The organism is Curtobacterium sp. MCJR17_043 (assembly GCF_003224315.2).
Taxonomy (GTDB): Bacteria; Actinomycetota; Actinomycetes; order Actinomycetales; family Microbacteriaceae; genus Curtobacterium.
On the sequence record NZ_CP126259.1, the window covers coordinates 1902246 to 1915357 of the forward strand.

Below are 13112 nucleotides of genomic sequence, written 5' to 3' on the forward strand. Positions count from 1 at the left end.
TCGCGGGAGTCAGCGCGTCCTGTTCCCCCCGGTCGTCGACAATCGGTAGCCTCGCTGGAAGGCACGCGCACGTTCTCGAGGAGGCCCCGGAGACAATGGACATCGTCGTACACGAAGCCGGCACGGAAGCGGCGGTGCTCGAGTGCTCGGGCCGCCTCAACATGGTGTCGGCCCCCCGCATTCCGCGAGACGGTCGCGTCCGTCATCGAGGGCGGTCGCCCCCGCGTCGCCGTGGAACTGTCGAAGGTCGAGTTCCTCGACTCGTCGGGTCTGGGCGCACTCGTGGGCGCACTGAAGACCGCGCGCCAGGCCGGCGGCGACCTCCGGATCGCCGCTCCCTCCGAGCAGGTCGCGATGGTCCTGAAGCTCTCGAACATCGACAAGATCCTCCGCAGCTACGCGGACGGCGACGAAGCCGTCAGCGAATGGGTCTGACCGGGGCCGTCGTGGGGGGAACACCGGCTCGACTTCGCGTCACCGCCCGACGACGTCTCGTCCGTGCACGACTTCCTCGCCGACGTCTGGACGTCGGAGCCCGCGATCAGCGTCGAGGACCGCATGGCCCTCGAGCTCGCGATCATCGAACTCGCGTCGAACGTCATCGAGCACGCCACCGCCGGCGTCCCGTTGACGTGCTCGCTGACGTTGGCCGTCGCGTCCGACGGGCTGGAGGCCCGGATCACCGACGACGGTCGTCCCGCGGCGGTCGACGTGGCCGGAGCGACCCTGCCCGACGAGTTCGCGGAGAGCGGCCGTGGGCTGGCCCTCGTGCAGATGGTCGTCGACGAGCTCCGCTACGACCGTCACGGCGACGAGAACCGGTGGACGGTGCGGAAGGCCACCCGCGCGGCGTGAGCCGTTTCCCGCACCCGGTCGATCCGGATTCATAGACTCGGTCCAAGCCGTGTCAGCATGCCCGTGATGTGCGTGCCACCCGACCCTCGGAACGTCGTCGAGATGACCGGGAACGACCTCGACGCCGCTCGGACCTTGTTCGAGGACGCGTACGACGCCTCGGGCTTCCTCCCCGAGCGATCGGAGCGACCGTTCGGGTACCGCTTCCGCACCGTCGGCGACGCGACGATGTCCTTCCGCTCGACCCGGTACGACGCACGGATGGTCGGCGAGGTCGCGTCCCCGGACGAGTTCGTCGTGACGTGGGTGAGCGACGGCGGCGGCGTGGTCGACGTCGGCCGCGACGAGGTCGCCCTCGTCCCGGGCCGTCCTGTCGTGTTCCCCTCGGACCGTCCGTTCCGCTTCGACCTGATGGACGTCCGGCAGAACCTCGTGCAGGTGGACCGTGCCGTCGTCGAGCGTGTCGCCGCCGAGGTCCACGGCGCCGAGCCCGGCACGGTCGTGCTCGACCACGCCGTGGCACCCGGGGTCGAGGCGGCCCGCGCCTGGAACCTGCACGTCCAGGAGTGGGCGCCGGTCGTCCTCGGGGCCGCTCCGATGTCCGTGCTCGCCCTCGCCGAGGTCGCACGGCGCACCGCCCTCGCCCTGCTCAGCACGTTCCCGCACCACGTCCTGACCCGCCAGGTCCCGGTCCCCGTCGGCGCCTCCGGACGCGTTCGTGCGGCCGTGGAGTACATGCACGCGGTCGCCCACACCCCGATCACCACCACGGACGTCGCCGAGCAGGTCGGCCTGAGCGTCCGCGGGCTGCAGCAGGCCTTCCAACGGCAGATCGGTGTCGCCCCGAACGCGATGCTGCGCGGAATCCGGCTGGACCGGGTCCGGGACGAACTCCGGGCAGCGTCGCCCCTCGACACCACCGTCGCGACCGTCGCCCTGCGGTGGGGGTTCGCGCACCTCGGCCGGTTCTCCGCGGCGTACGCGCGTCGCTTCGGCGAGTACCCCCCGCGACACGCTGCACGGCTGACCGAGCGGACCGTGTCGAACGACCGACACGCCGCTCACGTCCACCGCGACATGCCACCCGATCACGCGACACTCCGCGGATGTCCGCCGATCCGTACCGCGCGATATTCATACTCCTCACATGGAGACGCAGTCCGGTGCACGCACCCCTCTCGTCGACCCCTTCGGTCGGGAACTCGAGGAGTGGTTGCGCGACGCCCCGGCGACGCGCTCCCCGTACGTGGCCGACCTCGTCGTGCCCCCGGTCACCGGTCCCGTCCGACGCCCGGTGCTCCCCGCCGCCCCGGACGTCGTCGATCCCGCTGCGCATGCTCCGGTCGCCGACGCTCCGGTCGCCGACGCTCCGGTGGTGGACGCTCCCGTCGTGGACGCTCCGGTCGCCGACGAAGGTGCCGTCGTGGACCAGCGTGACGACCGCGCCTTCCGCCGTGACCGCGCGCGCCACGTCGCGGTCTGCGCCCCCCTCCTTCCCGGAACCGCCCGAGCGTCTCGCCCTCCGCCTCGACGACCTGGCCGTCGCCCTGAGCGCGACCAGCGGCCGCACCACGATCGAGCGCATCGACCTGCTCGAGGACGAGGTCCGTGTCCGCGACGAGGACCTCGCCCGTCTCGCTGCCTGGGAGGCCGTCGTCGCCGGACTGGCCGGTACCGATGTCTCGGCCGCCGAGATCGACGGGGCACGCGTCTTCGCCCGCGAGGTCTTCGCCGACCTCCTCGCCGACGCCGCCCTCGAGGCCGACCGCCGCGAGCGGGCCGCGCTCCGCCGTGCCGCGACCGCACCGGTCCTGGTCGGTGCCGTCCGCCCGTTGCTGCCGGCACCGCACCGCGCGGTGGCCGAGCCCGTCGCGCTCGACTTGCCCGCCGACCTCGACGGAGCCGACGACGCGGACGCACCCGCGCCGAGCGCTGCCACCGTGACCGCAGTCGGGCCGCGCACGGCCGTCCGCCCCGTGTCGGGCCTCCTGTCCGGTGCCCCGGTCTCACCGCCGCTGTCGGCGTCGGGCCGCCCCACCCCGCTGGTCCAGCCGGCCACCGGCCCGACCGTCGTCGACCGCGAGGCGTTCGCCGCGGTGCTGCGTGCCCACACGGGCGAGACGCCCGTGGTCTCGGTCGCCGTCCCGGCCGCACCGCCCGTCGTCACCGACGACACGGTCGATGGGCCGACGGACTCCGCGACCGACGTCGACGGGTCCGACCGGGAGGCCCGGGACGCCGCCGACACGACCGCCGGCCCCGGCTGGTGGTCGCGTCTCGTCGCTCGCGTGCTGCGCCTCGTCGGCCGCCGCTGACACCCGGAGCGGGCCCCGCGCCTCGGTACACTGACGGGATGCCGACGCTCCGAGAACTGCAGTCCGTCGTCGAGTCCCTGTGGCCGACCGCCGGAGCGGAGTCCTGGGACTCCGTCGGCCTCGTCTCCGGCGATCCGGACGCGGTGGTCGAGCACGTCCACCTCGCCGTCGACGCCGTCCCCGACACCGCGCGGGAAGCGGTCGCGGCCGGCGCGGACCTGCTCCTCACCCACCACCCGCTCCTGCTGCGTGGTGTGACGACGATCGACGAGTCCACGGTCAAGGGGTCCGTGCTCGCCACGCTGGTCCGTGGCGGCTGCGCGTTGCTCGCGGCCCACACGAACGCCGACGTCGTCACCACCGGGACCTCGGCGGTGCTCGCGGAGCGGATCGGGCTCGTCGACCAGCGCCCCATCGACCCGGCGGCGGACGGCATCACCGGGATCGGCCGCGTCGGCGTGCTGCCCGAGCCGATGCCCCTCGGCGCACTGGCCCGACGCATCGTCGACGTCCTGCCCGCCACCGCGACGGGCGTCCGCGTCTCCGGGGAGTACGACCACCCGGTCCGGACGGTCGCGCTCTGCGCCGGGGCGGGGGACTCGTACCTCGGGCACCCGGCCGTGCGGGCCGCCGACGTCTACGTGACGAGCGACCTCCGGCACCACCCCGCGTCCGAGTTCCGCGAACAGGCTCTGCTCGCCGACGGTCCGGCGCTCGTCGACACGTCCCACTGGGCGACCGAGTGGCTCTGGCTGGACGTCGCCGCCGAGCAGCTGCGTGCGGCCGCCGGTGTGCACGTGACCGTGAGCGACCTCCGTACCGACCCGTGGGACTTCGCCGTCCTGCCATCCGCACCCAACGAAGGAGCCTGACCATGAAGGCAGCACCCGAGGACCAGGCCACCCTGCTCGACCTGCAGCGACTCGACAACGACATCACGCGTCTGGCGCACCGGATCAGCTCCCTGCAGAAGGGCGAGCACCTCACCGAACTCGGCACCCGCGCCGCCGCCCTCCGCGCGCAGCTCGTCGTCGCCGTCGGCGAGGTCGAGGACGCCGAACGCGACCTCGCCCGGCTCGAGTCCGACACCGCGACCGCACAGGCCCGTGTCGAGCGGGACACGACCCTGCTCCAGAACGTCGGCAACGCGAAGGACGCCGCCGGGCTGCAGAACGAACTCGACTCGCTGAACCGGCGCATCGGTGACCTCGAGACGCAGGAGCTCGAGGTCATGGAGACGCTCGACCGCCTGCGCGCACGGGTCGGCGACGTCGAGGCGCAACTCGCTGAGCTCGACGGTGAGCGTGGACGGCTCATGGGCGTCCGCGACGACGGCATCGCCCGGTTCGAGAAGGACCGCGTCGCGGCCGTGCAGGCGCGGGCGGACGTGGCTGCTGCGGTCCCGGCGGACCTCCTCGCCCTCTACGAGCGGCAGCGTGCGCGGTACGGGTTCGGCGCGTCGCTCCTGCAGGGCGGCGTCTCGACGGCGTCCGGGGTGACGCTGACGAACTCCGACCTGGCGGCGATCCGAGCAGCGGCACCGGACGACGTCGTGCTCTGCCCGGACAGCGACGCGATCCTCGTGCGGACGGCGGAGTCCGGCCTCTGAGCCGACGACGACGGCCCCCGACACCTCGCGGTGTCGGGGGGCCGTGCTGTGTGGATCGAGGCGAACGGGCCGGCCGTACGCCGGGTTCTGTCCCGCGACTTCCGCCGCGGTGACGGCCATCTCTCTCGGACCGACGTTGCCGTCGGCCTCCAGCGGTCCACCCGAGGACTCGGCGAGCAGCCTCGACGTCCTCTGTCTGACCTTGCTCCGGGCGAGGTTTACCGAGCGGATCCGGTCACCCGGACCCCTGGTGGTCTCTTACACCACCGTTTCACCCTTACCGACGTCGCCGCCGGCGGTCTGCTTTCTGTGGCACTGTCTCGCGGATTGCTCCGGGTGGGTGTTACCCACCGCCCTGCTCTGTGGAGCCCGGACGTTCCTCGGCACTCCCGGGGGGAGTGACGCGACCGTCTCACCGACCCGTTCGCTCCGAGCAGTCTAGCCGTTGCTGCGCGCGGCCAGGGTCGCGGCTCCGATGATGCCGGCGTTGTTCCGGAGCGTCGCCGGGATGATCTCGGCCTGCAGGTCGAGCAACGGCAGGAACTCCTCGTGCTGCTTGGACACCCCGCCGCCGACGACGAACAGCTCGGGGGAGAGCAGGGCCTCGAGGCGCGAGTAGTACTTCTGCAGCCGCTTCGCCCAGTGCTTCCACGACAGGTCGTCGCGCTCCTTGGCGGCGAACGAGGCCTTCGTCTCGTAGTCGACGCCGTCGATCTCGAGGTGCCCGAGTTCGGCGTTGACGATGAGCACGCCGTCGTTGATGAGGGCGGTGCCGATGCCGGTGCCGAGGGTGGTCACGATGACGAGGCCGTCACGGCCCTTCGCGGCACCGAACTGCTGCTCGGCGAACCCGGCGGCGTCGGCGTCGTTGACGAAGTGGATCGAGCGACCGAGTTCCTTCTCGAAGAGCGCCTCGGCCTCGAAGCCGATCCACTTCTTCGACACGTTCGCCGCTGACATGGTCTTGCCGCCGCGCACGATCGCCGGGAAGCAGACACCGACGGCCACGTCCGACGCCGGCGACAGGTCGTCGAGGATCGACTTGGCCACGTCGACGATGTCCTGCGGCTTCCCGCCCTCGGGCGTCGCCTTCTTGATGCGGTCGGTCGTGAGCTGGCCGGACTCGGTGTCGACGATCGCGCCCTTGATGCCTGTACCGCCGATGTCGACGCCGACTGCGAGTGAGGTCATGAGGAACGGTGCCTTCCGGTAGACGTGCTGAGGGGTGGTGCGGTCAGGAGACGGTGAGGAGTTCGGCGCCGCGTTCGGTGACGACGAGCGTGTGCTCGAACTGCGCGGTCCACGACCGATCCCGCGTGGTCACGGTCCAGTCGTCGTCCCAGATGTCGGCGTCGATCGCGCCCAGCGTCAGCATGGGTTCGATCGTGAAGACCATGCCGGGCTCGATGACGGTGTCGTACCGGACGTCGTCGACGTGCGGGATGATCAGCCCGGAGTGGAACGCCCGGCCGACGCCGTGACCGGTGTAGTCGCGGACGACGCCGTAGCCGAAGCGCTTGGCGTACGACTCGATGGCGCGGCCGATGACGTTCACCTGCCGGCCGGGGGGCGACGGCGCGGATGCCGCGGCGCAGGGCCTCCTCCGTCCGGGTGACGAGGTCCTGGACCTCCTGCGACGCAGAGCCCACCACGAAGGTGCGGTTCGTGTCGCCGTGCATGCCGTCCTTGTACGCCGTGATGTCGATGTTCACGATGTCGCCGTCCTGCAGCACCGTGTCGTCCGGGATGCCGTGGCAGATGACCTCGTTGAGGGACGAGCAGAGCGACTTCGGGAAGCCGCGGTAGCCGAGCGTGGAGGGGTAGGCACCGTGGCCGACGACGAACTCGTGCCCGATCCGGTCGAGCTCGTCCGTCGTCACACCCGGGCGGATGGCGGCACCCACCGCGTCGATGGCCTGCGAGGCGATGCGCCCGGCGGTGCGGATGCGGTCGACCTCGTCGGGCGTGTAGATGTCACCGAGGCCGTGCTCGTGCGGTTCCACCTTGCCGACGTACTCGGGACGGTCGATGTCCTTCGGGACCGGTCGCTGCGGGGGAGATCCGGCCGGCGGTCAGGTGTCCGTGTTCGTCCCGGGGCATGCGCTCCACTCTAGCGGCGGGGGGGGGGGGGGGGCGCCCTGCCCGCGCCGTGCGGTCGGCGGGTACGGTCGGGCTCATGAGCGACGAACGCATCGAGTCCCAGTGGTGGTACAACGACAAGACCGGCGAGGTCGAACAGGGCCTCAAGTCGACGAACCGACACCACATCGGTCCGTTCGCCACCCGCGACGAGGCCGCGCACGCCCTCGACCGCATCCGCGCGAACAACGAGCGCGCGGACGCGGCCGACGCCGAGGGCTGACCCGCTACTCGGCGGAGCGGTCGCTGCCGTCCGCCGGGAGCTCGGGTTCGGTGCGGAAGCCGATGAGCTTGTGCGTGCCGTCGCAGTACGGCTTCAGCACCGACTTGCCGCACCGGCAGAGCGCCACGGTGCGGCGGCGCCGGGGCAGTTCCTGCCCGTCCGGCCCGAGCACCGCGACGTCCCCGCGGAGCAGGAACGGCCCGTCCGGGTAGGCGACGATCGACGGCTCGTCGGTCTGCTCACGCGACATCCGCGACACCGCCCGACGTGACGGTGGCGTCGTCGAGCGGACGGCGGAGCGAGCTGCGCCCGGCCTCCCAGCTCGAGAGCAGCTGGGCGCCGGCCATCCCCTCGACCGTCAGGCACGCCGCCGCCCCGAACATGACGTCGTCCAGGAGGGTCGGGTCGGCCTCCACCAGCCCGCCGGCGAGGTCGCGACCGGCGATCTGCTCGTGCACGGCGTCGGCCTCGACGTGCTCGTCGAAGTACCAGGTCGCGTCCTCGTCGAACCCGTTCCGGCGGAACCCGTCCCCGTAGAGCTTGCTCGGGATCGAGGACGTCATCTCGAACGCGGCGAGGTGTCCGACGATCGCGCCGCGCAGGCGCCGGTGCAGCCCGAACATGGTCATCATGTTGAGCGCGCCGAGCGTGATCGCCGGCAGGTGGTCGACGTAGGCACCGTACGAGTCGTCGAGCCCGGCGGCCCGGAGCGTCCGGGCGAAGATCGCCGAGTGCATGCGCTTGGGCCGTCCACCGCCGTACTCGTCCGACTGGATCTCGACGAGCGCGGCCTTCGCGCGTCCGGAGAGACGGGGGGATGGCCCAGCTGTGCGGGTCGGCCTCCTTCAGCGTGTACGCGGTCTTCTGCACGAGGAACTCGCGGATCTGCTCACGGTCGGCCTTGCGTGCCACCCATCGGGAGACACTCGGTCCGCTGTCGGCGGCGGTGAGGGCGAAGAGGGCTGCCGACACCGCCTCGGCCGTGGCCTCCGGCCGTTCCGGTACCGGGACGACGGCGCGCACGGCGGACTCGAGCGCCGTCTCGAGCACGGCGCGCGTCGCGAGCAGCGTCGTGTCCCACTCCAACCGGTCGTCGACCCCGTGGACCCCGCCGTGGTGGAGTTCGTACAGGACGAAGAGCGCGAGCTGGACGTCGTCGTCGTGCAGGACGTCGGACGCGGCGGCGACGGCGGCGGCCGCGGTGGTCGGCAGCGATTCCCCGGGCGCACCGGAGACCAGTGCGTCGAGGACGGCCGCGCTCAACGGGCCGCGCGGCTCCGGCCTAGGCATGGGGGTCTGGGTGAGGACTTCGGTGGCGTCGAGGACGGCCATGACGGTGCTCCTTCGCGGATCGGTACCACTCCGATACTGGTCGGTACCCCTGACAACAGGCCGCGCGGGACGTCGACCGCGCGCGTCCCGCCCACGACCAGCGGCCTGGGCACTAGCCTGTGAGCACGGTCGCGATGCGGCCTCCGGCGAGCCGCGACGCGGCCCGGCGAACACGGAAAGGTCGTGCATGGACAAGCAGACGGACTTCGTGCTCCGCACCATCGAGGAGCGCGGGATCAAGTTCATCCGACTCTGGTTCACCGACGTGATCGGCACGCTCAAGTCGGTCGCCATCGCACCGGCCGAGGTCGAGGGTGCGTTCGCCGAGGGCATCGGGTTCGACGGTTCGGCGATCGAGGGGCTCACCCGGTCGTACGAGGCCGACGTGCTCGCGCACCCGGACCCCTCGACCTTCCAGATCCTGCCGTGGCGCGGTGAGGTCGACCCCACCGCGCGGATGTTCTGCGACATCACGACGCCGGACGGGCAGCCCGCCGTGGCCGACCCGCGCAACGTCCTGAAGCGGACCCTCGCGAAGGCGAGCGACCGTGGCTTCACCTTCTACACGCACCCCGAGATCGAGTTCTACCTGCTGAAGAGCCGCGACTGGAAGGACGGCGGCCCGCAGCCCGTCGACCAGGCGGGTTACTTCGACAACGTCCCCGGCGGCAGCGCACACGACTTCCGTCGGCGCTCGGTCCGCATGCTCGAGGACCTCGGCATCTCGGTGGAGTTCAGCCACCACGAGGCCGGTCCCGGGCAGAACGAGATCGACCTGCGCTACGCCGACGCGCTGACGATGGCGGACAACATCATGACCTTCCGCACCGTGGTGAAGGAGGTCGCGATCGAGCAGGGCGTCTACGCCACCTTCATGCCGAAGCCCCTGTCCGGTCAGCCCGGGTCCGGCATGCACACGCACGTCTCGCTCTTCGAGGGCGACCAGAACGCGTTCTACGAGCCCGGCGGCGAGTACCAGCTCTCGCCGACGGCCAAGCAGTTCATCGCCGGTGTGCTCCGGCACGCGCCGGAGATCACCGCGGTGACGAACCAGTTCGTGAACTCGTACAAGCGGCTCTGGGGCGGCGACGAGGCCCCGTCCTTCGTCACCTGGGGCCACAACAACCGCTCGGCGCTCGTCCGGGTGCCGCTGTACAAGCCGAACAAGGGTCAGTCCGCCCGTGTCGAGTACCGCGGCATCGACTCCGCCGCGAACCCCTACCTGGCGTACTCGCTGCTGCTCGCCGCCGGCCTTAGGGGCATCGAGGAGGGCTACGAGCTCCCCGCCGAGGCCGAGGACAACGTCTGGAGCCTGTCCGACTCCGAGCGGAAGGCCCTCGGCTACAGCCAGCTGCCGGCGAGCCTCGACCACGCACTGTCGCTCATGGAGGACTCCGAGCTCGTCGCCGAGACCCTCGGTGAGCAGGTCTTCAACTTCGTCCTGCTGAACAAGCGCCAGGAGTGGAAGCGGTACCGCGACCAGGTGACGCCGTTCGAGCTGGACACGAACCTCGGCATGCTCTGATCCACCGGCAGCGCACCACGGGAGCACTCGCGAGATGACGGGCAGGACGGCGACGTCGCGGTCACAGCTGGCGCGGCTCGGCTTCGCCGACCTGTCCGGCACGCTCGAGCGGATCGGCGCCCTGGAGGCCCGCCCCGCGTCGGACCCCCGTGTCCCGATCGCGGATGCCGAGTCCGTCTGGGCCGCCACCGCGGACCCGGACGGTGCCCTGCTCGCGATCGAGCGTCTGGTCGAGGCGGTTCCGGACCGGCTGCGTCCCGTCCTCGCCGACCCGGCCGCCACCGAGCGTCTGGTCCGGCTGCTCGGCTCCTCGATCGGCCTCGCCGAGTTCCTGCAGCGACGCCCGGAGGAACTGACGCTGCTGCTCGACCCGGTCACCCCGCCGCAGTCCCAGGAGCGTTACACGGCCTCCCTGGCCGAGGCCGTCGACGGCAGCTCGGGCGAGACCGCGCGCCGCCGCCTCCGGGTCCGCTACCGCCGGCACCTCGCCCAGATCGCCCTGTTCGACGTCCTGCACCCGGTGCCGACCGAGGCGTTCCCGGCCGTGGCAGCCGGGCTCGCCGACCTGGCCGGCGCCGCGCTCGACGTCGCGGTCGCCGTGGCCCGTCGCGAGGTCCCGTTCCCCGCCGCCGAGGTCGCCGCGACCCCCCCCCTCGCGGTCATCGCGATGGGCAAGGCGGGCGCCCGCGAGCTGAACTACGTCAGCGACGTGGACGTCATCTACGTCACCGAACCGACCGAGCCGGCGGAGGGCGACGACGCGCCGTCGATCGGGACCGACCGCGCGGTCCTCATCGCGACCCGCCTCGCGATCGCGGCCACGCACGTCATCACCGACCTCGCCGCGGAGCCCGCGCTGTGGGAGGTCGACGCGAACCTCCGCCCGGAGGGCAAGGACGGCGCGCTCGTCCGGACGCTGGAGTCCCACGTGGCCTACTACGAGCGGTGGGCGAAGGGGTGGGAGTTCCAGGCGCTGCTCAAGGCGCGGGCGATCGCCGGGTCGATCGACCTGGGGGGAGCGGTACGTCGCCGCGGTGGCGCCCTTCGTGTGGGAGTCGTCGAAGCGCCCCGGGTTCGTCGAGTCCGTTCAGCGGATGCGGGAGCGGGTCACCGCGCACATCCCGGACGGTCAGGTGGACCGCCAGCTGAAGCTCGGCCCGGGTGGCCTGCGCGACGTCGAGTTCACGGTGCAGCTGCTCCAACTCGTGCACGGCCGGGACGACGAGTCCGTGCGGGGCCGGTCCACGCTCGAGGCCATGGACGCCCTGGCGGCCGCGGGCTACGTCGGACGTCCCGAAGCGGCTCGGTTCGGGCCGGACTACGCCCTGCTCCGGGTGCTCGAGCACCACATCCAGCTCCGACGGCTGCAGCGGACGCACCTCATGCCGAGCAACGAGGACGAACTCCGGGTGCTCGCCCGGTCGACGCGGCTGGCGTCCTCGGCGTCGGCGCTGCAGGACCGCTGGCGATCGGTGAAGCTCGAGGTGCGGGGGGCTGCACGAGCGGCTCTTCTACCGGCCGATGCTCTCGGCGGTGGCGGCGACCGACGGTGAGATCGTCCTGACGAGCGGACAGGTCCGCGACCGCCTGACCGCGATCGGGTTCCTCGACCCGGACGGCGCCGTCGCCCACATCCGTGCCCTGACGCAGGGGACCTCGCGCCGTGCGGCCATCCAGCGGAACCTGCTGCCGGTGCTCCTGCGGTGGATGGCGGAGGGACCGGCACCGGACCGCGCCCTCCTGGCCTTCCGGCGACTGAGCGACACCCTGGGGGGAGTCGAGCTGGTTCCTCCGGATGCTCCGCGACTCCTCGGGTGCCGCGCACAGCCTCACGACGGTGCTGTCGGAGTCGGCGTTCCTGTCCGGACTGCTCGAGCGCTTCCCGGAGGCCGTCGCCTGGCTCGACGAGCCGGAGACCCTGCTGCGCCCCCGACCGCTGCCGGCCCTGCTCGCGGAGACCGGAGCGACGACCGCCCGTCACGGCGACGCCGTGGACACGGCGGCGGCCCTCCTGCGCAGCGTCCGTCGGCGGGAGACGCTGCGCCTGGGCATGGCGGCGGTGCTCGGGCACCTCGACGTCGACGGGCTCGGTCCTGCGCTGAGCGACGTGACGGAGGCGACGCTGAGCGGCGCACTCGACCTGGCCCGTCGGGACGCCCCGGAGGGCCTGGAGTTCGGCGTCATCGCGATGGGGCGGTACGGCGGCCGCGAGCTCGGGTTCGGGTCCGACGCGGACGTCCTGTTCGTGTACCGGTCCGAGACGGTGCCGAACGAGGTCGCGTCGCGGGCGGCGCAGGTGGTCGTGCGCGAACTGAACCGGTTGACCGAGGACGCCCTGCACCCCTTCGAGCTCGACATCGGGCTGCGGCCGGAGGGCGGGAACGGCCCGGTCGTGCGCTCGTTCGACTCCTACGCCGCGTACTACGCCCGCTGGTCGCTCACGTGGGAGGCCCAGGCCCTGCTGCGGGCCCGCGGTGCGGTGGGGGGACCCGCAGCTCCTCCGCGACTTCGAGCACCTCGCCGACCGAACGCGGTACCCGGAGTCGATCGAGGAGCGCGAGGTCCGTGAGGTCCGGCGCATCAAGGCCCGCGTCGAGTCGGAGCGGTTGCCGCGCGGAGCCGACCCCGCACGGCACCTCAAGCTCGGACGTGGTTCCCTCAGCGACGTCGAGTGGTTCGTGCAACTCCTGCAGCTGCAGCACGGGCGTGCGCAGCCGTCGCTCCGGACCACCTCGACGCTCGAGGCCCTCGACGCCGCGACGGACGCCGGTTGGGTCACCGCGGAGGACGCCGAGAAGCTCGCGGCCGCCTGGCGGTTCGCCTCGCGCACGAGGAGCGCGCTCGTGCTCTGGTCCGGCCGCACGACCGACGTCCTGCCGGTCGAACGCACGCAGCTCGAGGGGATCGCGCGTCTGCTGGAGTACCCGCCGGGCTCGGCGTCGCAGCTCGAGGAGGACTACCTCGCCGTGACGCGTCGCGCGCGACAGGTGTTCGAACGCGAGTTCTACGGCACCTGAACACCCGGCGGGCCGCGCGACACGCCCGGGGTGCTCCGTTCGGGCGGAGGAGCGCGAGTTGTCTTCCGCAATTTCCACGACGCCGCCGCCGTACCCC

Annotated in this window: 9 protein-coding genes, 1 other RNA gene and 4 pseudogenes; 9 read left to right on the forward strand and 5 right to left on the reverse strand. The window is 72.1% G+C overall.

Annotated features, from left to right (window positions below):
* Positions 1–231: 231 nt before the first annotated feature.
* The 6 genes and pseudogenes from DEJ15_RS19520 to DEJ15_RS09880 all read left to right on the forward strand — a co-directional run bounded on the left by DEJ15_RS19520 (position 232) and on the right by DEJ15_RS09880 (position 4779).
* The gene (locus DEJ15_RS19520; protein WP_502866089.1) at positions 232–435 is read left to right on the forward strand and encodes an STAS domain-containing protein; all 204 of its coding nucleotides are present in this window, start codon (positions 232–234) and stop codon (positions 433–435) included.
* A 48-nt stretch (positions 436–483) separates the two neighbouring features.
* Positions 484–855, forward strand: a pseudogene (locus tag DEJ15_RS09860) (ATP-binding protein); the annotation flags it as partial.
* 102 nt (positions 856–957) lie between these two features.
* Positions 958–2292: a helix-turn-helix transcriptional regulator gene (locus DEJ15_RS09865; protein WP_284174912.1), complete on the forward strand. Its 1335-nt coding sequence runs from the start codon at positions 958–960 to the stop codon at positions 2290–2292.
* 17 nt (positions 2293–2309) lie between these two features.
* Complete coding sequence (locus tag DEJ15_RS09870; protein WP_284174914.1) at positions 2310–3170, forward strand: hypothetical protein; 861 nt, start codon at positions 2310–2312, stop codon at positions 3168–3170.
* Between the two features lie 38 nt (positions 3171–3208).
* Positions 3209–4042, forward strand: a complete 834-nt coding sequence (locus DEJ15_RS09875) for a Nif3-like dinuclear metal center hexameric protein (protein ID WP_110825422.1) — start codon at positions 3209–3211, stop codon at positions 4040–4042.
* A gap of 2 nt (positions 4043–4044) precedes the next feature.
* On the forward strand, positions 4045–4779 hold the full coding sequence (locus DEJ15_RS09880) for a zinc ribbon domain-containing protein (RefSeq protein ID WP_110825423.1): 735 nt from the start codon (positions 4045–4047) through the stop codon (positions 4777–4779).
* A 61-nt stretch (positions 4780–4840) separates the two neighbouring features.
* On the opposite strand, the gene rnpB is transcribed toward DEJ15_RS09880, so the two are convergent.
* The 3 genes and pseudogenes from rnpB to map all read right to left on the reverse strand — a co-directional run bounded on the left by rnpB (position 4841) and on the right by map (position 6879).
* An RNA gene (gene rnpB / locus DEJ15_RS09885) (RNase P RNA component class A) lies at positions 4841–5202 on the reverse strand.
* Between the two features lie 15 nt (positions 5203–5217).
* Positions 5218–5970: a polyphosphate--glucose phosphotransferase gene (gene ppgK / locus DEJ15_RS09890; protein ID WP_110825424.1), complete on the reverse strand. Its 753-nt coding sequence runs from the start codon at positions 5968–5970 to the stop codon at positions 5218–5220.
* Positions 5971–6013: 43 nt separating this feature from the next.
* A pseudogene (map, locus tag DEJ15_RS09895) lies at positions 6014–6879 on the reverse strand (type I methionyl aminopeptidase).
* A 76-nt stretch (positions 6880–6955) separates the two neighbouring features.
* On the opposite strand from map, the gene DEJ15_RS09900 reads away from it, so the two are divergent.
* Positions 6956–7141 (forward strand): SPOR domain-containing protein, encoded by a 186-nt coding sequence (locus DEJ15_RS09900; protein ID WP_110825426.1) that lies wholly within the window; start codon positions 6956–6958, stop codon positions 7139–7141.
* Positions 7142–7145: 4 nt separating this feature from the next.
* Here DEJ15_RS09900 and DEJ15_RS09905 read toward each other — a convergent pair whose 3' ends face one another.
* Positions 7146–7391 carry a CDGSH iron-sulfur domain-containing protein gene (locus tag DEJ15_RS09905; protein WP_110825427.1) on the reverse strand — a complete coding sequence of 82 codons (246 nt, stop codon included), beginning with the start codon at positions 7389–7391 and terminating at the stop codon, positions 7146–7148.
* Positions 7381–8431: pseudogene (locus DEJ15_RS09910) on the reverse strand (iron-containing redox enzyme family protein). Before DEJ15_RS09910 ends, DEJ15_RS09905 begins: the two are co-directional and overlap by 11 nt.
* Before the next feature lie 229 nt (positions 8432–8660).
* Between DEJ15_RS09910 and DEJ15_RS09915 the strand changes: the two are divergent.
* Entirely contained in the window at positions 8661–9998 is a 1338-nt protein-coding gene (locus DEJ15_RS09915; RefSeq protein ID WP_110825428.1) for a glutamine synthetase family protein, read from the forward strand.
* Between the two features lie 34 nt (positions 9999–10032).
* Positions 10033–13015, forward strand: a pseudogene (locus DEJ15_RS09920) (bifunctional [glutamine synthetase] adenylyltransferase/[glutamine synthetase]-adenylyl-L-tyrosine phosphorylase).
* Positions 13016–13112: the final 97 nt, after the last annotated feature.

What these genes read in the sequence shown, in the direction of transcription:
- DEJ15_RS09880 (WP_110825423.1), top strand. Translation starts at nt 4,045, where the DNA reads ATGAAGGCAGCACCCGAGGACCAGGCCACCCTGCTCGACCTGCAGCGA.
- DEJ15_RS09865 (WP_284174912.1), top strand. Translation starts at nt 958, where the DNA reads ATGACCGGGAACGACCTCGACGCCGCTCGGACCTTGTTCGAGGACGCG.
- DEJ15_RS09905 (WP_110825427.1), bottom strand. Translation starts at nt 7,391, where the DNA reads ATGTCGCGTGAGCAGACCGACGAGCCGTCGATCGTCGCCTACCCGGAC.
- ppgK (WP_110825424.1), bottom strand. Translation starts at nt 5,970, where the DNA reads ATGACCTCACTCGCAGTCGGCGTCGACATCGGCGGTACAGGCATCAAG.
- DEJ15_RS09915 (WP_110825428.1), top strand. Translation starts at nt 8,661, where the DNA reads ATGGACAAGCAGACGGACTTCGTGCTCCGCACCATCGAGGAGCGCGGG.
- DEJ15_RS09900 (WP_110825426.1), top strand. Translation starts at nt 6,956, where the DNA reads ATGAGCGACGAACGCATCGAGTCCCAGTGGTGGTACAACGACAAGACC.
- DEJ15_RS09875 (WP_110825422.1), top strand. Translation starts at nt 3,209, where the DNA reads ATGCCGACGCTCCGAGAACTGCAGTCCGTCGTCGAGTCCCTGTGGCCG.